The 25,307-nt window shown below is 59.7% G+C and carries 13 protein-coding genes and 1 tRNA gene; 8 read left to right on the forward strand and 6 right to left on the reverse strand.

Annotated elements, in window-relative coordinates; translation table 11 throughout:
• Positions 1 to 89 precede the first annotated feature (89 nt).
• Positions 90 to 1,514 (reverse strand): FHA domain-containing protein, encoded by a 1,425-nt coding sequence (locus tag AC3WQS_RS13735; RefSeq protein WP_492712001.1) that lies wholly within the window; start codon positions 1,512 to 1,514, stop codon positions 90 to 92.
• Between the two features lie 254 nt (positions 1,515 to 1,768).
• Here AC3WQS_RS13735 and AC3WQS_RS13740 point away from each other — a divergent pair.
• A tRNA-Leu gene (locus AC3WQS_RS13740) sits at positions 1,769 to 1,854 on the forward strand.
• A gap of 53 nt (positions 1,855 to 1,907) precedes the next feature.
• Here AC3WQS_RS13740 and AC3WQS_RS13745 read toward each other — a convergent pair.
• Together AC3WQS_RS13745 and AC3WQS_RS13750 are read right to left on the reverse strand one after the other, a co-directional pair.
• Positions 1,908 to 2,249, reverse strand: coding sequence for a hypothetical protein (locus AC3WQS_RS13745; protein WP_492712003.1), 342 nt, complete (start codon positions 2,247 to 2,249; stop codon positions 1,908 to 1,910).
• 418 nt (positions 2,250 to 2,667) lie between these two features.
• The gene (locus tag AC3WQS_RS13750; RefSeq protein WP_492712004.1) at positions 2,668 to 3,141 is read right to left on the reverse strand and encodes a recombinase family protein; all 474 of its coding nucleotides are present in this window, start codon (positions 3,139 to 3,141) and stop codon (positions 2,668 to 2,670) included.
• 373 nt (positions 3,142 to 3,514) lie between these two features.
• On the opposite strand from AC3WQS_RS13750, the gene AC3WQS_RS13755 reads away from it, so the two are divergent.
• The 3 genes from AC3WQS_RS13755 (at position 3,515) to AC3WQS_RS13765 (ending at position 6,971) form a co-directional block, all read left to right on the forward strand.
• The gene (locus tag AC3WQS_RS13755; RefSeq protein ID WP_492712006.1) at positions 3,515 to 3,874 is read left to right on the forward strand and encodes a histone-like nucleoid-structuring protein Lsr2; all 360 of its coding nucleotides are present in this window, start codon (positions 3,515 to 3,517) and stop codon (positions 3,872 to 3,874) included.
• Positions 3,875 to 4,201: 327 nt separating this feature from the next.
• Positions 4,202 to 6,043, forward strand: a complete 1,842-nt coding sequence (locus AC3WQS_RS13760; protein ID WP_492712008.1) for a DUF262 domain-containing protein — start codon at positions 4,202 to 4,204, stop codon at positions 6,041 to 6,043.
• Positions 6,044 to 6,599: 556 nt separating this feature from the next.
• A complete protein-coding gene (locus AC3WQS_RS13765) occupies positions 6,600 to 6,971 on the forward strand; it encodes a DUF732 domain-containing protein (RefSeq protein ID WP_492712009.1) in 372 nt (123 codons plus the stop codon).
• A 53-nt stretch (positions 6,972 to 7,024) separates the two neighbouring features.
• Here the strand turns inward: AC3WQS_RS13765 and AC3WQS_RS13770 are convergent, their stop codons facing one another.
• Together AC3WQS_RS13770 and AC3WQS_RS13775 are read right to left on the reverse strand one after the other, a co-directional pair.
• A complete protein-coding gene (locus tag AC3WQS_RS13770; protein WP_492712010.1) occupies positions 7,025 to 8,134 on the reverse strand; it encodes a DUF3320 domain-containing protein in 1,110 nt (369 codons plus the stop codon).
• A 142-nt stretch (positions 8,135 to 8,276) separates the two neighbouring features.
• A complete protein-coding gene (locus AC3WQS_RS13775) occupies positions 8,277 to 8,585 on the reverse strand; it encodes a hypothetical protein (RefSeq protein WP_492712012.1) in 309 nt (102 codons plus the stop codon).
• Positions 8,586 to 9,047: 462 nt separating this feature from the next.
• On the opposite strand from AC3WQS_RS13775, the gene AC3WQS_RS13780 reads away from it, so the two are divergent.
• On the forward strand, positions 9,048 to 13,085 hold the full coding sequence (locus tag AC3WQS_RS13780) for an Eco57I restriction-modification methylase domain-containing protein (RefSeq protein WP_492712013.1): 4,038 nt from the start codon (positions 9,048 to 9,050) through the stop codon (positions 13,083 to 13,085).
• A complete protein-coding gene (locus AC3WQS_RS13785; protein ID WP_492712014.1) occupies positions 13,082 to 16,468 on the forward strand; it encodes a helicase-related protein in 3,387 nt (1,128 codons plus the stop codon). The genes AC3WQS_RS13780 and AC3WQS_RS13785 overlap by 4 nt, the downstream gene beginning before the upstream one ends.
• Before the next feature lie 712 nt (positions 16,469 to 17,180).
• On the opposite strand, the gene AC3WQS_RS13790 is transcribed toward AC3WQS_RS13785, so the two are convergent.
• A complete protein-coding gene (locus AC3WQS_RS13790) occupies positions 17,181 to 18,620 on the reverse strand; it encodes a phytoene desaturase family protein (protein WP_492712015.1) in 1,440 nt (479 codons plus the stop codon).
• A 556-nt stretch (positions 18,621 to 19,176) separates the two neighbouring features.
• Here AC3WQS_RS13790 and gltB point away from each other — a divergent pair.
• Together gltB and AC3WQS_RS13800 are read left to right on the forward strand one after the other, a co-directional pair.
• Complete coding sequence (gene gltB / locus AC3WQS_RS13795; RefSeq protein WP_020968012.1) at positions 19,177 to 23,775, forward strand: glutamate synthase large subunit; 4,599 nt, start codon at positions 19,177 to 19,179, stop codon at positions 23,773 to 23,775.
• Complete coding sequence (locus AC3WQS_RS13800; protein ID WP_020968013.1) at positions 23,768 to 25,219, forward strand: glutamate synthase subunit beta; 1,452 nt, start codon at positions 23,768 to 23,770, stop codon at positions 25,217 to 25,219. The genes gltB and AC3WQS_RS13800 overlap by 8 nt, the downstream gene beginning before the upstream one ends.
• Positions 25,220 to 25,307: the final 88 nt, after the last annotated feature.

Genomic DNA, 25,307 nt, shown 5'->3' on the forward strand with positions numbered 1-25,307 from the left:
CGATACTGACAGCCGCGTGACGGCGGCGCGCCGACGGACCGCCGAATGTTCGATTGTTATCGGAAAAATCCTGGCGTCCGTTTCTCAGCTCAGAGAATGCGAACCAGAATCTCCGAGTGACCTGCACGAATGATGTCGCCGTCTGCCAGCTGCCAGTCCTGGACCGGTGCTCCGTTGACGGTGGTGCCGTTCGTGGATCCCAAATCGGACAGCATCGCGGTGCGGCCGTCCCAACGGATGTCGATGTGCCGACGTGAGACGCCGGTGTCCGGGAGGCGGAACTGAGCTTCCTGGCCGCGGCCGATGACATTGCTGCCGTCGCGAAGCTGGAAGTGGCGTCCGCTGCCGTCCTCGAGCTGCAGGGTTGCCGTCAGGCTTTGGGCCGTCGGTGCGTAACCGCCCTGCGGCTGGGCGTAGCCCTGCTGTGGGTAGGCCTGCGTCTGCTCGAAGTTGCCGCCCTGCTCGTAGCCGGCCTGCTCGTACGGCTGCTGTGTGTACGCCTGCTGGTCGTAACCGCCCTGCTGGTAGCTCTGCTGGTCGTAGCCCGGCTGATCGTAGGACTGGCCGTTATACGGCTGCTGGTAACCCTGCTGGTCGTAGCCGCCCTGCTGGTAGCCCTGCTGGTCGTACCCACCCTGGTACGCCTGCTGGCCGTAGCCCTGCTGGTCGTACGGCTGCTGCTGGTTCGGGTACGCCTGCTGGTCGTAGCCGCCGCCCTGCTGGTCATAGCTCTGCTGGTCGTAACCGGCCTGCTCGTACGGCTGCTGCTGGTTCGGGTACGCCTGCTGGTCGTAGCCACCCTGCTGCTGGTTGTAGCCCTGCTGGTCGTCGCCCGTGCGGTAACCGTCGCCGCGGTCGTAACCGTTCTGGTACGGCGCTTCCTGGCCCTGCGGAGCGGCGTAACCGCCGTCGTCGTGGGAGTACCCGTTCCGTGCCGGCTGCTGCGGTTCGGGCTGGCGACCCGCCGGTTCGCGGCTTGGTTCGTAGCCTGAGTTCTGCGTCATGGGGCCGGCTCCTGGTTGTGACGGGACTGGATTGGAAACAGGGGGAACAATCGGTGCGGGTCGCTGAGGCGGCCGTTGTGGAGGCCGCGACGAAACCTGCGGAACATGCGACGGCGGCGATGCCTGCTCGGCGTCACCATCCGGGTCGACGGTTCCGCGGGTGCGGAACTGACCGGTGTGGAGCGTAGGCGAAGGCTCGAAAGTGACCGAGATGTCGCCGTACGTCTGCCAACCCTGATCGCGGATGAAATCCTGCAGGTGTCGGCTGAAAGCTTTGGTCGTCAGTTCGCGATCAGCTGCCAACTCTTCGTGATCGGAGTTGTTGATGGTGATCACGTAGTTGTTGGGGGCGAGAAGGATTCCGCCGCCGAGGTGCTCGACGCGGTCACGTGCCTCCTGCTGGAGCGCCGCCTCTACTTCCTGCGGCACAACACCACCACCGAAGACCCGCGCGAATGCGTCGCCGACAGCTCCTTGGAGCTTTCGTTCGAAACGCTGCACGATGCCCATCGGGCCCTCCTCTCGCCTCGCATCTACGACGGCAAAATGCTCGGCAAGTAGCGCCGGCACCGCCTTGTCGCGTGTCGTCCAAACTGCTGTACAGGTTCCACGGTACTGTCAAATGTCGCTTCGGCAGTACCTGGCCGCTGTTTCAGCATGGTATCGGTTCTGGGCTTTCGGGTGCTCGGTGTTCATCGATTCGTGCCCTGATCTGCACGAATAGAACTTTCAAAGTTTGTCGTGATAATGTTTCGGCGTTGCTCGGGCGAGTGGCGGAATGGCAGACGCGCTGGCTTCAGGTGCCAGTGTCCTTAGGGACGTGGGGGTTCAAGTCCCCCTTCGCCCACCACAAGACGAGGCCACGAACTCACAAGAGTTGGTGGCCTCGTTTTTTGTTGTCGGCTATCTGGCCGCAGCCTGAATGAAGCTCAGAACGAAGTCCAATGCGGTGCCTGCAAACGAGTCGTTGACTGTTTGAGGGGCCGCGGCGGGCGCAGTGATCTGAGGGTTCATCATCCCTGGCGGCAGTGTGCCGGGTGGGAGATTGATGATGGCGTTGATGTCGTAGATGGTGTTGTCGGGGCCGTTGGTCACCGAGAACGAGATACTGCCGAAGTCGACGACCGGACCATCGGCTGATGCAGTACCAACTGCACTGCCGAAGGTGATCGCGGCAGCGAGCGCGCCGACGCCGAGGGCCGCGGTGGTCCGGGACAAACGATTAGGCGTTGCGGGTCCATTCACAGATGTGCTCCCTTTCGTGGTGACAGCATCCGTGTGCGGGATGCCGAGCAGCCAGGAGATTGCAACCACTATCGAGGAAGATAACGGACATTCACTCCATGGCGGGGTGGTTCGGCACGAAGTGTTCCGTCGTTTTGGAGTTGTGGGGATGGACGTAGGCCATGAGAACGACAAGAGAATCGACCATGAACGACGATTAATAAGACGCCGGCCAACTGGATCACCACGGAGCGAGGTGGAGGCATCGCGTCGAAATGGTATTGGAAGGCTGGCGAGGAGTGGATCGTAAGAGCGTTCCCTGTGTGGATGAAAAAATAGATCATCCTTTGGTGCGATACCCCCAGGGCGAACGATGTACTGGAACCTAGGACTACCGGGAGATGCGTCCGTCGAACCGCCCGGCTGAAAGTGCGCGTATCTACTTGAAGAGTTGGTACAGAGTGGTTTGTCCGACGCCGATTATTTCGGCGATGTCGATGAGTGCATTCCATTTTCCCGCATACGTTGTGCCTGAGCGAGTTTCGTCGATGTCATCTTCGGGGGCCGGCCGCCGGTGCGGGCTCGTGCGGCGGCGAGGCCGACTTGGGTGCGTTCTCGGATCAGGTTGGGTTCGAATTCTGCGCGTGCGCCGAAGATAGGAGAAGATGAGTTTCCCGCGGGAGGTGATGGTGTCGATCGCTTCGGTCAACGATTTGAAGCCGACCCCGCGGGCGGCGAGATCTTCGACGGTGTGCAGCAGGTGGGGCAGTGAGCGCCCCAACCGGTCGAGGCGCCAGACGACAAGGGTGTCTCCGTCGCGAAGATGCGACAGGAGATCCATCAGCTGCGGCCGGGTGGTGGTTGTGCCGGATGCGGTTTCGGCCCAGACCTTGAAACAGCCGGCAGCGCTCAAGCGTCGCTCTGCGGATCGACGCTCTGATCGGTAGTCGAGACCCTCGCGTAGCCCAAAAGCTCACCCATGAGACAGCAATTTCCAGGACTCACCGACAGGGTACATATTGAACCATCGGTTTTGGACACGAGTTTCGGAACAGATCTTCGACCAGCTCACAGTAAATTGTCTTCGATGTTTCAAATACGAACGTTTATGAAACGTCTTTCGATGACGCCGAAAATCAGAGCCGATCGACTGCCGAACCCGACGCGAGTGTGCTCTAGGTCCCCGGCGCGGTTGCCGCGAGGCGACAGCAGGTGGTCATGATTATTTGATACTTCGGATAACATGAACGCGATATTCATTCGGCATGCAACGAAGAGGAATCCCTGTGGCTGAAATATTCATTCGTCATCTTATCGACGACCTCGATGGGAACCCTATCGACGCAGGACTGGGGCACGAGGTCACCTTTTCCTGTCAAGGCGTCGATTACAAGATTGACCTTCGACCTACCAATGCCGACAAGATCGAAGCTGCGTTCGCCCCGTATATAAAGGTAGCGGGGAAGGTCTCTTCTCCAGGAAACGCCCGTGGGAAAATCTCGACTGCGAACAAGACATCGGGATCAGGGCGATCAGCCGAACAGCTGAAAGCGATCCGAGAATGGGCTGGCAAGAACGGTTTCGACGTCTCCCCACGCGGACGGATCAAAGCCGACGTCATCGACGCTTTCGACGTCGCACACTGAGGCTCGAGAACAGCATTGTCTCTCGCAGACATCAACGAGTAGTACACCCGCATACCGTGATTTCCGTTGGGAGAGGGGGAAAGATTCAGGCGAGTTCGAGGACACTCTCGGCGGCGAAGACCGAACGACCGTTGTGGAGGGAGATCACCCACCGCTGTACCGGCAGCCGCGAATGGCGAGAAATCCGGAGGACGTCAATTTGCCCAGCTGGTCATGACTTGTAGGCGTCTGGTTAGTCTGCAAGCGGGAGCTGCAATTGCCAAGGCCACCCTGGTCCAGTCAGCGACCAAACTGCCACCACATCGCTCATCAGAGGAGCCCAGGTTAATGAAGGCCGATACAGTCCAGCTTTTACATATCTTTGGAACTGACAGGATTCATGTCGTCCCGATTTTTCAGCGTCCCTATGTCTGGGAAGAAGAACGGAACTGGGCGCCGCTCTGGGCAGACGTGAAGGCTGCGGCGGAGGAAGTGGAGGCGGAACAGGCTGGGGGCATCGTCGAAGTGGACAAAGTGGGTAGGACCCATTTTCTCGGTGCCATCGTTCTCGAACGACTGCCTGTGGCACCTGGTCGTATCGTTGCGATGAGTGTCATCGACGGGCAGCAACGACTGACAACCTTGCAAGCTCTCCTTTCCTCTTGTCGAGTAGCAGCGAATACAAACGCTGCACTCAACGCCGAAGCGCTCTTTAAAATGCTGCTCAATAACACCGAACAGCTTATTCATGCAGAGCACCCGTATGAGCGGTACAAGGTGCGACCTTCGCTGCCAGATCGCGACGCTTTCAACGAAATTCAGGTGGATAAGCTGCCCCCTCAGACGGTCGGTGAACACCTACTGGTCCAGGCGCGCCGCTACTTCGATAGCGAGCTGCACACGTGGCTTAGTGAAGTGGCAAATCCTGTCGCCCGCGCGGATGCGCTTGTTATTGCCATCCGTGAACGGCTCGGACTTGTGGAGATCCAGCTCGAAGCAGATGACGACGCTCAGATCATCTTCGAAACCTTGAATGACCGAGGAACGCGACTACAGGCTGCCGATCTCGTAAAGAACACTCTTTTCAGGCTGGCGGAGCTGCAGGGGGAGGATGCCAATGAGTTGTACAGCAAGTACTGGCAGCCGTTCGAGGCCGGCCGATGGAGGGAGGAAGTCACCACCGGTCGTATCCGGCGCACCCGTATCGATCTTCTTCTGTCATACTGGCTTTCGATCAACACTGGATCTGAGGTTCCGGTTGAACGACTCTTCGCCGACTTCCGGATTTGGCTCAAGCGCACGACTCTTACCGCAGCAGAAGTTCTCGATGACCTCGCGCATTACGGTCAGGCAATGCAGCGTATGGAGAATCTGCCACCCGCCAACCCGACGGGGCGGCTGTTGCAGGTACTTGATCTCCTGACCACAAGCACTCCGATTCCCGTATTGCTGTATCTGCATGCACTCGACGATGTCAGTGAAGAGCAGCGAGCACTTGCCGCCAATGCTATCGAGTCCTATTTGATCAGACGCATGACCTGCGGTTTGACACCGAAAGACTACAATCGTCTCTTTCTGTCGATCCTGCAGGGCATCCGAGTCTCGGACCACGCCAACCTCGGTGAGCGACTCGTCCAACAGTTGGCTGATCAAACCGCTCCATCACGATACTGGCCGGGAGACAGCGAGTTCGTTCAAGGTTTGACCCAGCGAAATGCGTATCGCACGCTTCGCGGTCCTCGACTGCGCGTTCTGTTGGGTGGAGTGGAGACGGCCCTTCGCCGCGACAAATCGGAACTGACGTTCGTCCCGGCTCAAGTCTCAAAGCTCAGCGTTGAACATCTTCTACCGCAGAAGTGGGGCCAGCACTATCCTTTGCCCACCGACAGACCTGTCGAGGAAGCCGAGGAACGGAGGAGTAATTCCGTGCATAAGTTGGGGAATTTGACACTCACCACCACAAAGCTGAACTCCTCAATCAGCAACGGATCATGGACTACCAAGAAGAAGGAACTTAACAAGCATGCAGTGTTGTTGGTGACATCTGGAAGTGTGTTGCAGGCTCCGCCCAGTGCTTCCAAGAATTTGTCGCCGGTATGGTCAGACTCCTGGGACGAAGACCGTATCAATCTTCGCACTCTCTACCTGGCCAGTATTGCCTTGGAGGCGTGGCCTGGCCCTGAAGCATAAATCCTCTGGTTCGAAGGCATCGCTCCGTCCGGCTGTTAGAGAGGTACATCCCTAGCGGTGGCCCGAGTGGTGCCTTCTTTCGCCGATTCTGTCCAAATCGATTGTTGCGATTGTTGTTTCGGAGACAGGCGGACGATTGCGCATGGTCGATGTCCATTCTCTGGTGTTGGCCCGGACGCCTTCGTATTTTTCTGCTTGCTCGGGCGTTATTGGACGGAGTCTCGGTCTCTCCACGAACGAGATCAAAAACCATGTTGAGCCGGACAGCTCTGCGATGACAGGAGCTACACGATACGACGAGACAACGCGGCGAATTGCCAACTCCAGTTGATGTCTTGACGTGGATTTGAAGATCGGAGCCGAATCCGACACCGAAAAGTGCTCCCGGCTCATCCACACGGCGAACATGCTACTCCTCGATTTTGGTAGATCATTTATGTAACCGGTCCGAATCCGACGACTGCAAGCCGTGCGCCGTCGAAATTCGACTGAACTCGTATCGAATTTCAGGGACTACGTTAGTGTCCGAACATCATCTCTGGAGAAGGAACTCTGCATGACGGTTCGGAAGATCGCTGCAGTAGCGGCTCTCGCAATCATCCTCGTGATCACGGGATGCAGTGGGGAATCCGAGACCGCCGCATCGACACCGGTGGCTACTACGTCAGCTGGGGCCGCCTACAGTTCCGTTCGGGAACAGGACGCGGTCTACCTTGACAGGCTGGACAAAGAGATGCTGATGCCGACTTATGATGCCGATCTCGCCGTTCATCGTGCCGGTGAAATCTGCAGCTCATTGGAATTCGGAACGCCCAAGGAAGTCGAAATCCAACGTTGGGCGAACGGTTCTGGCTTCGCCTACGGACTCGCCGGTGCAAAGACGTACGTTGGGGCAGCCATTGATGTCTACTGCCCCGAATTCAGGTAGCTCCCCAGATCCTTCGAGGACGAGATATTTTTTCTACACGAGGAAGCCCTGCTTCACTCGTCGGTTGTCCCGATGTAGCGGTCTCGATCGACTCGGAAAAAGCCAGCGGACTGCGCATATTTCAGCGATTTCTGCAGATGATTCTTGATCATCGCGGACCTACGCTTACGCCCGAACGTCCGAAGCACAGAGGTTTCCAACTGATCGATCTCCATCGGACCGCCGCGAAGCAGGAACCTTGCCGCGTTGGCGATCTCCACCGGACTGATCTCGTGGAAAGGCCGGTTGACCGAGCTTGAATTCGGTCGAAACTCTGTCCATGTAGCTCGATCGATATGCTTGGGCCAGACGAATTTCTCGACGACATCACAATCGAGCATCTTGATCTGATTGACGAGCTTGCGGGAGCGAGCATCGTGCAGTCGAGACACCCCGAACGACTGCGCTGTGAGACTGGCCAGTCGATCTAGCTGGATGGGGCCCTCGTATTCGACGATTTCGGCGGCGACAGCTCTAACCGCTTCCTTTGCAGCCTTTTTGGGTAGTTCGTCGAGGACCGTGATGTCTCCGACAGGAACAACGACCCATGGTTCGAACTCGAGACGCTGTTCACCGATGGTGGGTGTTTCGGTGTGCCCGTCACGCTCGAGAACCGCTTTGTCTGGTGCGATGTGTTCGCCCCCGTCTTCATTTTCGATCGGGTTTACGGTGGTCTCCGTGAGCCCGAATTCCGCCACTACGCGTGAGAGTGCGTCGGTACGCAGAGTTTCTGCCGTAGTCGTGCCCTCGTGATCGCCGAGGTGACTGAGCAGGCGCACGACGAAGTCGAGGGCACGCCACACATCGAGCGACGAGAAATCGTCGTTGTGTGCCCAGCGATTGCGAACAATGCGTAATTCGCCGCCGAGGACAGAGACGGTCCGGGTGGGGTCGTCGAAGGGAAAACCGAGTTTGCCGAGCCGTTCGGTCAGCATGCGTAGTTGCGCTTGCAGATCACCGCTGGAGTGTTGACGCGGGGTGTATCCCTTGGCTCGATCAAGTTCGGTCAAGACCGCCGTCCACGGAAGGCCTCCGAGCTCGTCTCTGAGCGTGGCAGCGAAGTATGGGTTGAGTCGAGAGGCGAGGTGGTCAAGACCTTTTTGGATCGCTGCACGATTGTCCATGCTTTTCCTATCATCATCAGGTTTTCACGTGTTCGTTCATCCGCCAGCGGGTCACGTCGATGACGTACCCAGCGCAAACTAGCCGGACAGAGGTACGCGCTCGGAATGGTTCGAATCGCAGATATTTACTGCACTAGTAGCGCTAGAGGGAATCGACGATGTCCTTAACCTTCTGTCCATCACTCGAAGAGAGACCTTCGTTGATCTGCACGAAGATCAACGCATCTTCGGAACCGTAGCGGTGCGGGCCGGACAGAATGGCAGCGTCGGCGTAGCTTTTCACTGTTTTGCGGTACTGATCGGCATTGACGAAGATCATGACGGTGCCGCGTTCCCCGGGCACGGAGGGGAGGTCGAAATCGTATTTCTCAGTTGCTGCCACCGCCAGCCCGCCGGGATTTCCCGGTGCGCAGTTCTTTCCGATGCCGGCGTTTTCGATTTGCGAACACACACTTTCCGGTGTTGCAGCTCCAACGGAGGAATCGGTCGAACAACCCGACGCGACTAGAAGCGCTGCGGCAGCCGAGACAGAGGCGAATATCTTCAACGAGTTCATAGATCTCTTCTATTCGGCCGCTCATTGTGGCGGAGTTTGCGAGGAGCTTCATCTAAGCAGACAAGTCCGACAGAATTCAGAGGAGCGACGAATCGTGGGGTTCGATCAAGCGTTCGGGCCCGCATACGAAGACTCAAGGAAATCGGCCAACATACCTGGTGGAACGTGAAGGGAAATCGAGCGGAGACGTCTGTCGGAGACTGGCGTAGCAACGCCAGTGTGGAATCGAAGGGTTCTGATCCATCTGGGACGAATAGGCGACACTTCTCCCGGATTGGCTCTGCCTCGACCCCCGGTTCAAGCGCAGTCCCCTAAGCTGATCGGAAGTCACCAGGCAATGCAATAGACGGAGAAACAGTGAGCAATCTCGAAGACTTTCTGGCAGACGCGGATGTCCGAGAGATACCGTGGTCAAAGCCTTCCGGTGCCCCGATCTCACTGGATACCGATCGAATCCTGATTGCCGACGGAGCGGATGCAATCGAAGTTGCCATCGCATCCGCCACATCTCAACCGAAAATTGATGACGTCCGTCGGCTGTGGTCGGCACGATGGGCTCGTCGAGCAGCCCCTGTCGTGCTCGTCGTCGCATACCCGTTCCACGACTCCTTCAAAGCTGCAGTCTGTGGAACGAAAGACGACCCGGCGGTACTTGTAGACCTGGACTTGTCACAAGTTGAGAGAATTTGCGCGGCTGCACTGGGTGCCCCCGACGCGGCTAGTGCCGAACGGACATTCCATCGCCTGCTCGTCGGGCAAAAGGATCAGCTGGTCGCAGGCCTCACCAATGTCGGATTGTTTGCGTCCCATGAACTTCGGGCAGGCGTACCTACTCGCGGAGACTGGCACGCTGAGCGGGAAAAAGGCACGGCACTCCTGCAGCAACGTGGCATGGACCTCGTTCGAGGTCTCGGATACACCGCGACCCCGCACGGATCGAGTGCACTGATCCTCGCTTCGGGTGACAATCACCGTGCAATAGCAGTGCTGCTTGACGACCATGAATTGTTTGACCGCCCCACCGATCGATTTGGGGCAGTATCCCCGGTCGCGCAGGGACTCGCGATCGCTCAACAGCAAGGCCTTCCATGGCTTGTCGTGACGAGAGGCACGCAGGTTCGGCTTTACCCTGCGAGACCCGATGTCGGGGTTGGCCGCAAGGGGCAAGCGGAAACGTTCACCGAAATTGATCTAGCACTGCTCGCCGAGGATGACGCAGCATATCTGCCGCTTCTATTCTCCTCTGATGCATTAGCTTCCGGTGGAAGCGTTACCGCTATCCTTGCCGCCTCTGCGGATCACGCTGCTGCACTTGGAAAACGGTTGCGCGACAGAGTCTATGTAGATGTGGTTCCGCGATTGGCAGTTGCTGTCGCCAACCGTATGGAAGTGACGTCGGAGTCGAACCTGGCTGAGGCATACCATCAGACCCTCGTCATCTTGTTCCGGCTGCTGTTCGTCTCTTATGCGGAGGATCGGGGTCTTCTTCCCTACCAGCGCAATCCGCGCTATACGAAGAAGGCACTCAAGACGGTTGCCCGGGAGTTGGCGGATAACCCCGAAATCGTGTTCGATCCCGAAGCCACCGACAGATGGGATGACCTACTAGCTATCTGGCGTGCCGTCGATGACGGCAACAAAGAGTGGGGAGTACCTGCCTACAATGGCGGTCTCTTCGCCAGTGACGATGCACATCCCTCGGGGCAAGCTATCGCAGCTTTCCATCTGACAAACGCCGAGATAGGGCCGGCACTGCGAGCCCTTGTCATCGACACCGGAGAAGACGGCACACTGGGACCCGTAGATTTCCGGTCGCTCTCAGTCCGTGAGTTCGGCACGATCTACGAAGGCTTGCTCGAATCATCCCTCAGCATCGCGCCAAATGATCTGACCGTCGACCCCAAGAGCGGCGCGTTTCTACCGGCGAAAACCGGAGACACGGTCGAAGTTCCCTCCGGACAGGTCTACTTCCACAACGCCTCAGGCGCACGGAAAGCCTCAGGCTCGTACTTCACGAAGGCCTTCGCAGTCGAACATCTGTTGGACTCCTCCCTCGAACCAGCATTAGCCGACCACCTCACCGACGTCGCACGACTCCTCGACGCGGGGGACGATGCCAAGGCAGCCGAAAAATTCTTCGATTTCCGAGTCGCCGATCTCGCTATGGGATCCGGACATTTTTTGGTCGCTGCCATCGACCGAATAGAAAACCGGTTCGCAGCATTCTTGGCACTGCACCCGATACCCGCAGTCACCGAAGAACTCCACCGACTTACTCTCGCCGCCCAAGAAGCACTGGGAACAAGCGCGCCCGACATCGAAATCGAGCCGACCGCACTACTGCGCCGTCAGATTGCCCGCAGGTGCATCTACGGGCTGGATCTGAATTTGATCGCCGTGGAGCTCGCTCGCCTGGCAATATGGATCCACACCTTCGTGCCCGGTCTACCGATGAGTTCGCTATCTCATGGACTTGTTGTGGGCAACAGCTTGACGGGTATCGCTACGATCGAAGAAGTTCTCGCCGTACTTGACCCCGAGTCCAGCAATGGCACCATCAGTATTTTCGAAGATCAAATCCTCGACGAACTGAATACTGCACGGGAACGACTCGTTCGCGTGGCCCGCACCGCTGAGGCCACCAAAAAAGAAGTCCGCGAAGCCGCTAAAGCCCATGCACAAGCCAAGGTCGACGCAGAAGGGGTCTCGGCGATATTCGATGCTGCAGTGGCTACTCGACTGGGTTTGATCAGCCGTGTCGCGACACCTGATTCGGCAATTCTGGCGGCCAAAGATGCCACTGTGCAGAAACAGATGAAACACCTTCAGGCTGCGCACTTTCCAGTCCTGTTTCCCGAAGTGTTCCTGCGGGAGAGACCTGGTTTCGACGTGCTGCTCGGAAACCCGCCGTGGGAAGAGGCCACGGTAGAAAAACTCGGGTGGTGGGCACTGCGCTTCCCTGGGCTCAAGAGCATGGCCCAGAAGGCGCAGAAAGCACGAATTGTTGAGTTGGAGACGGATCGAGTCGACCTCGTTGCCGAGTACGAGGCCGAAGTTACCGACACTGCCTTGGTTCGTCAGGCGTTGCTGAGTGGCCCTTTCCCCGGGATGGGTACTGGCGACCCCGACCTCTACAAGGCGTTCACATGGCGGTTCTGGCAGGCGCTGCGCGAAGAAGGCTCCATCGGCATCGTGCTGCCGCGGAGCGCGCTCGCTGCAGCGGGTAGCGCGGAGTGGCGCGACGATGTCCTCTCCCATGGCACGTTTGCTGACGTCACACTTCTTGTGAATACGGCGGGTTGGGTTTTCGACGAGCTGGAACCTCGATATACGGTTGGGCTCGTATCGATTCGAAAAGGTAAGCGCCACACGGGCTCACTTCGTATGCGCGGACCCTTTGCATCTCTCGTTGAGTATCGGGCGAAAGTCCATGAAGGAAGCGCAGAAGTTGCGACGGAAGACTTCCGATCATGGTCCGACGGTGCTGCGTTTCCCGCCATCCCTGACGCGGCCGCATTGGCAATCTTCATCGAGATGCGGACGCATCCCCGACTCGACACTAAATCCGGCTTCTGGCGTGCCCGGCCTCAGCGTGAATTCGACGCGACCACCGACAAGAAACACTTCTCCACAGACCTGGAGAAGGCCGAAGGTTGGCCGGTATACAAGGGTGCGTCATTCGATTTGTGGGCACCTGACACCGGCACGTATTACGGGTGGGCGGACCCCGATACGGTCACGACAGCGCTCCAGACTCGGCGCCTTCGCCAATCTCGCAACTCGCGTTCAGCGTTCTCTGAGTTCGATCAGAGCGTGATCCGTGACCCTGCGACTCTGCCATGTCGTAACCCGCGCATCATGTTCAGAGATATCACTCGATCGACGGACACCCGAACATTCCGGGCAGTCCTTGCTCCTTCGAGCATTGTCGCAACGAACAAGGCGCCGTACTTCCTCTTTCCCTCCGGCGATGAGCGCGACGAAGCCTACCTCCTGGGGATTTTGTGCAGCATTCCACTTGACTGGATTGCCCGTACCGTGGTCGAGATCAGCATGAACTTCCATATCCTCAATGGTCTACCCATCCCACGCCCGGAGCCTGATGACCCACTGCGGCAGCGAGTCGTGGAGATTGCAGGTCGACTTGCTGCTGTCGACGACCGTTACACAGATTGGGCCGATCAGGTCGGAGTGCCGATTGGCTCAGTTACCGACGAGGTGACCAAATCTGACCTGATCGCAGAACTTGATGCGCTCGTAAGCCTGCTCTACGGCCTCGACCGAAACGCGGTAGGACACATCTATGAGACTTTCCACCGCGGATGGGACTACCAACCAAGACTCGACGCAGTTCTGAACCACCACGAAAACTGGACGAAGTCGGTGCAAGCATGACCGAAACGCAACTCGGCAGCTACAAATCCGTATTCAGCACCAATCGCGAAGGCAGCGAACGGGTCGCAGATGCAATCAACGGACTTCTGGAAGGTCTCCGAACCAGGCTGATCACACCCCCGAAGCTTGCCATTGCAACGGCATACTTCAACCCCGGCGGATTCAACCTGTTGGCAGAAGAGCTCGAACAAGTCGAAGGAGTGCGGTTACTTCTCGGCGCGGAACCACTCGAGGCCGAAGACCGACCCAAGGTCCGGCCGCTAGCCGAACGTCGACGGAAACGGGGCCCGTCCCCCGAACTTCAACGCGCACTGGAAGGGCACCTCCGATCATTGGAGGGAGACCGAGACCTCCTGGGATTCACACGTGATGCCGACACCCAGGCTCGCCGCCTGGTGCGCTGGCTCAGAGACAACCCCACAGTTCAGGTCCGGAGATACGAGAAGGGCTTCCTCCACGGTAAAGCGTTCATCGTCGACACAGACGCGACCGGAGTAATCGCCGGCTCATCGAACTTCACATACGCCGGCCTCGCCAAGAACAACGAGCTCAACCTCGGACAATACGACCCTTACACCGTCAACAAGGTCCTCGACTGGTTCAACGAACAATGGGACGCCTCAGCGACATACGATCTGGCCGCACTGTTCGAGGCCCGCTGGTCCCCACACCAGCCGTGGGACGTGTTCTTACGGATGCTGTTCGAAAACTACGGTGCAGATCTCGACGAAGACTCGGGAGTGACCTCACGGCTGGGACTGACCGCTTTCCAAGCCGACGGAGTATGGCGTGCTCGCCGCATCCTCGCCCGACGCAAGGGCGTTCTCATCGCCGACGAGGTCGGACTGGGAAAAACCTTCCTCGCCGGAGAACTGATCCACGAAGCAGTATTCGACCGTCGACAAAAAGTGCTCATCATCTGCCCGGCGACACTGCGCGATTCCACATGGATCCCCTTTCTCAGGGAGAAGAACCTACGCGCCGACGTTCTCTCATTCGAGCAGCTGGTAGCACAAATCGAAGACGCGGGTGCTCGCACCGCGGGACTTCAGTCTCTCGACGAATACGCGATGGTCGTCGTGGACGAGGCGCATGCGCTACGCAACGAAAAGACTCACCGCGCCGACGCATTGCGCCGAGTTCTCGCAGGCCCAGTCCCCAAGGACCTCGTCGAACTAACTGCAACACCGGTCAACAACAGCCTCGAGGACCTGTACAACCTCATCACCTACTTCTCACCGAACGACGCCGCATTCGGCGACATCGGCATCCCCTCGCTTCGCGCCTACTTCCAACGAGCGATCGCGATGAACCCTGATGAGCTTTCGCCAGAGCACCTGTTCGATGTTCTCGATGAAGTAGCTGTTCGGCGTACCCGTCGATTCGTCAAGAACCACTACGTCGGCGACCGAGTCGTGATCAACGGGATTGAGCAAGAAATCACCTTCCCGACATGCCGGGTAGTGAAGGTCGACTACAACCTCAACAAAGTTCTCCCCGGTGTATTCGATGATCTCGCAACGGCTCTCGGTGCAGACGTCGCCGACGATACGAATGCTGATGCTCTCGCGACCGGAGTGATTCTCGATGATCTAGGCGAAGTCCTAACGATGGCGCGCTACGTGCCATCTCGATTCCGCAAACACGGCGATACCGAGCAATACGAGGCCCAAAACGCTGGTTTGCTGCGTTCGGGTTTGCTCAAGCGATTCGAATCATCGTCGTTTGCCTTCGAACAAACCGTGGGGAAGATGATCAGTTCCCACGATCGATTTCTCCAAGCACTCGCATCAGGGCTAGTCCTGACCGGCGATGCCTTCCGTGAATGGTCAACTTCCACGAACGAAGATCTTGACGAGTGGTTGGATACCCTCGACGACACCGATGGAGTCTCTTCCTCTTCCGAATACGACATCGATGCACTCACCGCCGCAGTCACGGCAGATCGAGACCTCCTGACGGCTTTCCAAACACGCGTCCGTTCACTGCACCCCGAGATCGACCCGAAAGTCGTTGCGCTGGTCGAGGAGTTAGCGACCATCGCCCGTGATGCTGCTGCAGAAGGGATCGGCGAACAAGACACCCGAAATAAGCGCAAGGTCCTGATTTTCACCTATTTCGCCGATACCGCGAAATACCTGGAAAAAGCTCTGCACAACGCCATCACGACCGATGAACGTCTCGCTGTCTACCGGGAGCGCACTGCGACTGTGAGCGGCCCCGATAAGAGCACTCGCTCAGATGTCATCGTCGGATTTGCGCCGATGACTGCAGGAACCGGTGTCGAAGAAGACAAATTCGATCTCATCGTCACCACGGATGTTCTCGCCGAAGGCGTCAACCTGCAGCAAGCTCGGCACATCATTAACTACGACCTTCCGTGGAACCCGATGAGGCTCGTTCAGCGACATGGCCGTATCGACCGTATCGGGTCCCCCCATACGGAAGTATTCATGCGCTGCTTCTTCCCGGACGAGGACCTGGACAAGCTCCTACGCTTGGAAGAAAGACTCGAACGCAAGCTCAAACAGGCTGCAGCCTCGGTCGGCGTTGGGAAGGTACTTCCGGGTGTAGATCCTGTCGAGCGGAGCATCACGGATACCCGGGAGCGGATCGAACAAATTCGGCGCGAAGAGTCCGACCTCTTCAGCGACGGAGGCAACGCAGGAGTTTCCGGCGAGGAATTCCGTCGAAAGCTGTCGAATTCCTTCCGCGACATCACCACCAAAAACCGAGTGCTGGCATTGCCGTGGGGATCAGGTACAGGATTCGAGAGAGAAGGCGCTGATCCCGGATTCGTTTTCTGCGCGCGTATCGGTGATCACGCTAAACCCTGGTATCGGTATGTGCCGCTCAACGCGGACCTTACCGTTCAGACCGAGGGTGCCGATGAAGATCCTATTGTCATTGATGACACCCTCTCCTGTCTGGCGCACGCTGAACCACAGAAGGATACGGTCCCAGCGGTCCTCAGTGAGCAGATGTACCAAGCTGCATTCGATGCTTGGGCAGTCGCGCAGAACGATATTTTCAGTCAATGGATGATTCAGGTCGACCCGTTGAATCTCTCTCCTCAGGTACCCCGTGCGATGCGCGATGCCGCAGCTCTCGTTAGAGAGCACGGGCTGTTCCTAGGCGACAAGCAAGACCTGTTGGCTATTCGACTCGATGCTCCGTACACCCTACGAATCCAACGTGAAGTGCGCCATATCGCCAATGGCGCCAACACCACTGAGCGACAGAAAATCGAAGCACTGAGAGAGCTGGCCGATCTACGAGGACTCACGCCGCCGCCGCCGCCGCCGGTGCTGCCGGTTATTGACCCCAACGACATCTACCTCATCTGCTGGACGGCCATCACTCCTAAACCTACCCATTCGTAGACTTTCATCTGTCGAAAATGGATCGATATTCGGCATCTGGTCAGCCGCGGCGATTGCGCAGGTGGAGTGTGTCGAAAACCCGTGTCGACAATCAACGTCGAATCGTTGTGGGCGTACACGTTTTCTGACGGTATTAAGGGGATCGAACCCGGTTGTTTGCAGATCAGTTCGCATGTCAGCGCGCAGAGGTGGTGTGCAGAGATGGACAGACACGGTTGGTGATAGGTCATCCTCCACCTGAATATTCGAGTGGCCATGGCGACGGGGGTCGACTCTAACTTCGTGATCCGATTCGATCATTGTGAAGTGCGAAATTTCGTATCCATCTGGACCGCGGTGAAGCCATTACTCGGCGGCAATACGGCAGGGTTGAACCGAGCTGAGAACCTGGGAAGCGCATCGGGAATCAGGAGTTCGACCCGTACAGAGTTTGATGTCGATGGCATCGCGAGTTTCCATTCGTCGTCGATTTGAACCAATGCCAGTAGTTTCTCACCGGTGGTCGCCACGCCGGTCTCGATCTGAAGCGACCCAGCCAGCGCAAAACAGGGTCAGTTCAACCTCTTGTCCAGAGGCGCAGCCGGAACCCAGGCGCACTTGAGTTATGGCCCGTATTTGTGTTTCGGGCGTGTCCGACAGAAGTTCTCCGTTTTCCTTGGATGGTGACGATTGGTTCACGTATGTCCGAAATGTCGTCCCCATCGGGGACGCCTCAACCCCGCGCCTTCAGCGCCACCCGCGCGGCATTGAACCCACCCATTCCGTGGACCCCGCCGCCTGGGGGAGTTGCGGACGAGCAGAGGTAGACGCCCGGGGCGCCGGTGGCATAGGGGTCGAGCCCGAACCGGGGGCGCGCGATGATCTGCCGCGCAGTGTTCGCCCCCGCAGAGATGTCGCCGCCCACGTAATTGGGGTTATACGCCTGCATCTGCGGCACATTGCGCACGTGGACGCCCACGATCCGGTCCCGGAACCCCGGCGCAAAGCGTTCGATCTGACGCGTGATCGCATCGGTGGCGTCATCCGGATAGCCATGCGGCACATGCGCATACGCCCACACGGGATGGATGTCTCCGACGGAACGGGAGGGGTCGGCCAAGAATTGCTGGCCCAACAGAATGAAGGGCTTGTCCGGCATCTGACCCCGGACGGTCTGGCGTTCGGCGGCAGCAGTTTCCGAAATCGTCCCGGACAGATGCAGGGTGCCGGCCTTGCGGGCATGCGGATTCGTCCACGGCACGACGCTCCCGTCGGAATCACCACGCACGGCGTAGTCGACCTTGTACGCGGCGGTGCCGTAGCGGAATTTGCGGTAGGCCCGGGCAATGCGGTCGGGCTGCCGACCGTCGAGCAGACGACCTGCCGCATCGGGGGCGATGTCGAGCATGACGATGTCGTAACCGGCGATCTGGGAGTAGTTGGTGACCCAGTTCCCGGTTTCGATGGTGCCACCGAGGCTGCGCAGAATCGACGCGAGCGCCGCAGCAATTGATCCTGAACCACCTTGCGCCACAGGCCAACCGTGAGCATGAGCGGCCGCAGTGAGCATCGAGCCGACAGCACTGGAGAGTGGAAGGGTCAGCGTCCCGAACATGTGCGCCGCGACGCCACCGAACAGCGCCCGCGCCTGTGGGGTCTTGAACATCCGCGCGAAACCCGTCGCGGGAAGCAGAGCGCCCGTCCCGAAACGGGCGAGCATCAGCGGGTGCTTCGGGACGTGGACGATCGGCTTGAAGACGTCCTGCACCAACTCGTCGAAGTTCTCGGCGAGGTATCCGAAGACGTCGAGCCACCTCTTACCGTCGGCACCCAATTCGTCAGCGGTCCGGTTGATGTCACGCCACAGAACCCCGGCGGTGCCGTCGTCGAGTGGATGGACCAGATCTATCTCGGGCCACAGCCACGTCAGGCCATGCTTGGCGAGCCCGAATTCGCGGTCGAGTTCCTTGAAGTAGGGAGAAGCCAAGGCCGTGGGATGGAAGGCGGAGCAATCGTCGTGGACGAGTCCGTCGACTATGTATTCGCTACTGCGGGTGCCACCGCCGATCTTGTCCGCACCCTCGATGACATGGACGTCGATTCCGGCGCGGGCGAGTTCGATCGCCGCCGCGAGACCGTTGGGACCACTGCCTACCACTACTGCTGTTGTCATTTGCGCTTCGCCACCCGTCTTCTCAAGGGTGAGCCTACGGAAATTACAGCGATGGCATTCTGCGAGCAAACAATTCAGGCCTAGACCTTGGTTGATCGATCAACTTTTGTTACAGTTCGAGGCGCACTGGCCGCAGCTGATTCTTATCGCTGCGGCCAGTTGTTGCATTCATCGCCCATCGCGCCTGTTTCCTGCGGATTCGGTATCCTGTGAATCGGAACTTCTCTGCACAGACGCAGCTCCGAAATCTGTCGAGGGGCCTTCTGGCTCCCTGCATCGCCGCAGTTCAGAGCAATTATAGGGCTACCTTAGTTGCGCCCGTGCCGGGGTTCTGAATTATCGTTTTCGTTACACGGTTGACTCACAAAAGTTTCAACCGACCGAAGACTCACGTCGCCGGGTGCCAGAACGCACACCATCGCGTCTGCGCAGGGCGGCTACTTCGGTGGTACCGAACACATCGTCGTGTCGGTGCTTTGAAGGACTTGCATTGCAAGTTGATGGCCATCAGCGCTGCTGGTCGTCGGTGCATCTTTATGGCATACGAAGGCTGGGTATGAAGCAACTTCCAGGCCCCCAGGGCCTCTATCACCCGTCCAATGAGCACGACTCCTGTGGAGTCGCATTTGTTGTCGACATGCATGGTCGCCGCAGCAGGGACATCGTCGAAAAGGCGATCACCGCTCTGGTCAACCTCGAGCATCGCGGCGCTGCCGGATCAGAACCCAACACGGGTGACGGTGCGGGCATTCTGCTGCAGGTTCCCGACAAGTTCTTCCGAGCTGTCGTGGACTTCGCGCTGCCCGCCGAAGGCGCGTACGCAACCGGTATCGCATTCCTCCCGCAGGGCGACGCCGATGCACACGAGGCTGCTGCTGCAGTCGAGAAGATCGTCGTCGAAGAGGGCCTGAAGGTTCTCGGCTGGCGCGAGGTCGGAACCGACGACTCATCGCTTGGCGCACTGGCGCGCGACGCGATGCCGACGTTCCGTCAGATCTTCATCGGCTCCGAGGGTGACAAGTACACCGGCATGGATCTCGAGCGTCGTGCATACGTGGTGCGTAAGCGCACCGAGCACGAACTCGGCTCCGAAGGCGCCGGCAAGGGTGGCCCGGGTAGCGAGACCGTGTACTTCCCCAGCCTGTCCGGCCAGACGTTCGTCTACAAGGGCATGCTCACCACCCCGCAGCTCAAGGGTTTCTACCTCGATCTGCAGGACGATCGTGTCGAGAGCGCACTGGGCCTGGTCCACTCGCGCTTCTCCACCAACACGTTCCCGTCGTGGCCGCTGGCGCACCCGTTCCGCCGGGTCGCTCACAACGGTGAGATCAACACCGTCACCGGCAACGAGAACTGGATGCGCGCTCGCGAGTCCCTGATTGACAGTGACGTCTTCGGTGGCCGCGAGAACCTGGACAAGATCTTCCCGATCTGCACCCAGGGCGCCAGTGACACCGCTCGTTTCGACGAGGTGCTCGAGATGCTGCACCTCGCCGGCCGCAGCCTGCCGCACGCAGTTCTCATGATGATCCCGGAAGCCTGGGAGAAGCACGAGAGCATGGACCCCGCTCGTCGGGCGTTCTACGAGTACCACTCGGCTCTCATGGAGCCCTGGGACGGACCGGCGTCGGTGTGCTTCACCGACGGCACCGTCATCGGCGCCGTGCTGGACCGCAACGGTCTGCGTCCGTCGCGTCTGTGGATCACCGAAGACGGCCTCGTCGTCATGGCGTCGGAGGTCGGCGTTCTGCCGATCGATCCGTCCACCGTGGTCCGCAAGGTCCGCCTCCAGCCCGGCCGCATGTTCCTCGTGGACACCGCGCAGGGCCGGGTCATCAGCGACGACGAACTCAAGTCCGAACTCGCTGCCGAGCACCCGTACCAGCAGTGGATCGACGAAGGTCTGATCCACATGGACGACCTGCCGGACCGCCCGTACACATACATGTCGCACGAGCGAGTCGTTCTGCGTCAGCAGCTCTTCGGTTTCACCAGCGAAGAGGTCAACCTGCTGGTCAAGCCGATGGCTCTCTCCGGTGCCGAGGCACTGGGCTCGATGGGTACCGACACTCCGATCGCCGTGCTCTCGTCACGTCCGCGGATGCTGTTCGACTACTTCTCGCAGCTCTTCGCTCAGGTCACCAACCCACCTCTCGACGCGATTCGTGAAGAGGTTGTCACCAGCCTCGGCGCGACCATCGGCCCCGAGGGCGACCTGCTGCACCCGAATGCGGACTCCTGCAAGCAGATTGCGCTCCCGCAGCCGATCCTGCACAACGACGACCTGTCGAAGCTCGTTCACGTCAACGACGACGGCGAATTCCCGGGCTTCCGCAGCGTTGTGATCCGCGGCCTGTACCCCGTCAAGGAAGGCGGCGACGGTATCCGTCGTGCGCTCGAGGGCATCAAGTACCAGGTCTCGCAGGCAATCGAGGGTGGCGCACGCATCGTCGTGCTCTCGGACCGCGAGTCCACCGAGGATTACGCGCCGATCCCGTCGCTGCTCCTCACCTCAGCCGTGCACCACCACCTGGTTCGTGAGAAGTCGCGCACCAAGGTCGGTCTCATCGTCGAGGCCGGCGACGCCCGCGAGGTGCACCACATGGCGCTCCTCATCGGCTTCGGTGCCGCAGCGGTCAACCCGTACATGGCTTTCGAGACCATCGACGAGTTCCTGCAGAACAAGGAACTCGAGGGCCTGACTCTCGAGAAGGGCATCGCGAACTACATCAAGGCAGCCGGCAAGGGTGTCCTGAAGGTGATGTCCAAGATGGGCATCTCGACGCTCGCGTCGTACACCGGTGCTCAGCTGTTCCAGGTCATCGGCCTCTCGCAGGAGCTGACGGACGAGTACTTCACCGGTCTGCAGTCGCAGCTCGGTGGCATCGGCCTCGACCAGATCGCAGCCGACGTCGAAGCACGTCACCGCATCGCGTACCTCGATCGCCCCGAAGAGCGCGCTCACCGCGAGCTCGAGGTCGGCGGCGAGTACCAGTGGCGTCGTGAAGGCGAGTACCACCTGTTCAACCCGGACACGGTCTTCAAGCTCCAGCACGCAACTCGCACAGGTCAGTACGAGGTGTTCAAGGAGTACACGACCATGGTCAACGACCAGTCGGAGCGCCTTGCCGCTCTGCGTGGTCTGTTCGACTTCAACATCGGCAAGCGGCCGTCGATCTCGATCGACGAGGTCGAGCCGGCCAGCGAGATCGTCAAGCGTTTCTCGACGGGTGCGATGAGCTACGGCTCCATCTCCGCCGAGGCTCACGAGACTCTCGCCATCGCGATGAACCGTCTGGGCGCCCGCTCCAATTCCGGTGAGGGCGGCGAACATCCGTCGCGCTTCACGCCGGACGAGAACGGCGATCTGCGACGCAGTGCCATCAAGCAGGTCGCGTCGGGACGCTTCGGTGTCACCTCGCACTACCTGAGCAACTGCACCGACATCCAGATCAAGATGGCGCAGGGAGCCAAGCCCGGTGAGGGCGGCCAGCTTCCGGCTCACAAGGTGTACCCGTGGGTGGCCGAGGTTCGGCACTCCACGCCTGGCGTCGGCCTGATTTCGCCGCCGCCGCACCACGACATCTACTCGATCGAGGATCTCGCTCAGCTGATCCACGACCTGAAGAACGCCAACCCGCAGGCCCGCATCCACGTGAAGCTGGTCTCCGAGGTCGGCGTCGGAACCGTCGCGGCCGGTGTCTCCAAGGCACATGCCGACGTCGTTCTGATCTCCGGTCACGACGGTGGCACCGGTGCCACCCCGCTGACCTCCGTCAAGCACGCGGGCGCACCGTGGGAGCTCGGCCTCGCCGAGACCCAGCAGACGTTGCTGCTCAACGGTCTTCGTGACCGCATCGTCGTGCAGGTCGACGGCCAGCTCAAGACGGGTCGCGACGTCGTCGTTGCTGCCCTGCTCGGCGGCGAGGAGTTCGGTTTCGCCACCGCACCGCTGGTGGTCTCGGGCTGCATCATGATGCGCGTCTGCCACCTCGACACCTGCCCCGTCGGTGTCGCGACGCAGAACCCGTTGCTGCGTCAGCGTTTCAGTGGCAAGCCGGAATTCGTCGAGAACTTCTTCATGTTCATCGCCGAAGAGGTTCGCGAGCTTCTCGCGGAACTCGGTTTCCGCACGCTGCTCGAAGCAGTCGGCCAGGTCGACATGCTGGACACCACGCGCGCTCTCGATCACTGGAAGGGAAGCAAGGCAGGCAATCTCGATCTGTCGCCGATCCTGACCCAGGTCGAGTCCGCGTTCATGGACCAGGACGTCCACTGCACCGGCACACAGGATCACGGTCTCGACAAGGCACTCGATCAGCAGTTGATCGTCTCGGCCCGCAATGCACTCGACAAGGGTGAGGCGGTTTCGTTCGAGTCCGCGATCACCAACGTCAACCGCACGGTCGGCACCATGCTCGGCCACGAGGTCACCAAGGCGTTCGGTGGAGAGGGCTTGCCCGAGGGCACCATCGACATCACGTTCACCGGTTCCGCCGGTAACAGCTTCGGTGCTTTCGTGCCCAGCGGTATGACCCTGCGCCTGCACGGCGACGCCAACGACTTCGTCGGCAAGGGCCTCTCGGGTGGACGCATCGTCGTACGCCCGCCGCTCGATGCAGCGGAAGGCTTTGTCGCCGAGGACAACATCATCGGTGGCAACGTCATCCTGTTCGGCGCCACCAGCGGCGAGGCTCTGCTTCGCGGTGTCGTCGGCGAACGCTTCGCAGTCCGTAACTCCGGCGCCACTGCCGTCGTCGAGGGTGTGGGCGATCATGGTTGCGAGTACATGACGGGTGGAAAGGTGGTCATCCTCGGAGCCACCGGACGTAACTTCGGCGCCGGCATGTCCGGTGGCGTCGCGTACATCTACAACCCCGACAAGGCATTCGAGAAGAACCTCAACACCGAACTGGTGGACCTCGAGGATCTTTCGGGCGACGACTTCACCTGGTTGAAGAGCGTCATCGAACGTCATCGCGACGAAACCGGCTCCGAGGTTGCCACGCGCATCCTCGGCGACTGGTCGCAGCAGGTGGGTCACTTCGCAAAGGTGATGCCCCGCGACTACAAGAAGGTTCTTTTGGCCATCGCGGCCGCAGAGAAGGATGGCAAGAACGTGGACGAGGCAGTTATGGAGGCAGCTCGTGGGTGATCCAAGCGGCTTCCTGAAGCACACGTCGCGCGAACTTCCGGTTCGCCGGCCGGTGCCGTTGCGCCTGCTCGACTGGAAAGAGGTCTACGAGGAGTTCCCGAAGGAAACCCTCCAGACCCAGGCCAGCCGTTGCATGGACTGCGGAATTCCTTTCTGCCACAACGGTTGCCCTCTCGGAAACTTGATTCCCGAGTGGAACGACCTGGTCTTCAAGGACCACTGGCACGACGCCATCGAGCGTCTGCATGCGACCAACAACTTCCCGGAGTTCACCGGTCGTCTGTGCCCCGCACCCTGTGAGGCGTCCTGTGTCCTTGGCATCAACCAGGATCCGGTCACCATCAAGCAGGTCGAGGTCGAGATCATCGACAAGGCCTTCGACGAAGGGTGGGTAAAGCCGGTTCGCGCCGCGCACGCCACCAACAAGAGGGTCGCAGTTGTCGGCAGTGGTCCGGCCGGTCTGGCTGCAGCGCAGCAGCTGACCCGCGCCGGTCACGCAGTGACGGTCTTCGAGCGGGCAGACCGCATCGGCGGCCTGCTGCGCTACGGCATCCCCGAGTTCAAGATGGAGAAGCGGCACATCGACCGCCGTCTCGAGCAGATGGAAGCCGAAGGCACCGTCTTCAAGACCAACGTCAATGTCGGCGTGGACATCACCGCGGACGAGCTGCGCGAGCAGTTCGACGCAGTGGTTCTGGCCGGCGGCGCCACCGCAGCTCGCGATCTGCCGATCCCGGGCCGCGAACTGGACGGCATCCACCAGGCGATGGAGTTCCTGCCGATCGCCAACCGCGTGCAGTTGGGTGACCTCGACGCTCCCACCATCACCGCTGAGGGCAAGAAGGTTGTCATCATCGGCGGCGGCGACACCGGCGCGGACTGCCTCGGTACCTCGCACCGTCAGGGCGCAGCCAGCGTGCACCAGTTCGAGATCATGCCGCGTCCCCCGGAGACTCGCGCCGAGCAGACTCCGTGGCCGACGTACCCGCTCATGTTCCGCGTGGCTTCGGCTCACGAGGAAGGTGGCGAGCGTCTGTTCTCCGTCAACACCGAGAACTTCGTCGGTGAAAACGGTAAGGTCACCGGACTCAAGGCTCACGAGGTCGAGATGAAGTCGGGTCGTTTCGAGAAGGTCGAGGGCTCGGACTTCGAGCTCGAAGCCGATCTCGTGCTCCTGGCAATGGGCTTCGTCGGTCCCGAGAAGCCGGGTCTGCTCACCGATCTCGGTGTCGACTTGAACGAGCGCGGCAACGTCGCCCGCACGTCGAAGTGGAACACCAACGTCGACGGCGTGTTCGTGGCCGGTGACATGGGCCGCGGTCAGTCCCTGATCGTCTGGGCCATCGCCGAGGGACGTTCCGCAGCAGCCGCTGTGGACACCTACCTCGAGGGTGTCACCGCCCTTCCGTCACCGATCCACCCGACAGCGGCTCCGCAGCGCTAGAGGCTCTTACAAAGCCGCACCCCATCGCATTCGGTGGGGTGCGGCTTTGTTTCTGCAAGTAGTTCGCACGATCTGTAACAAACCTTCA

Source organism: Rhodococcus sp. FW305-130 (assembly GCF_058788335.1).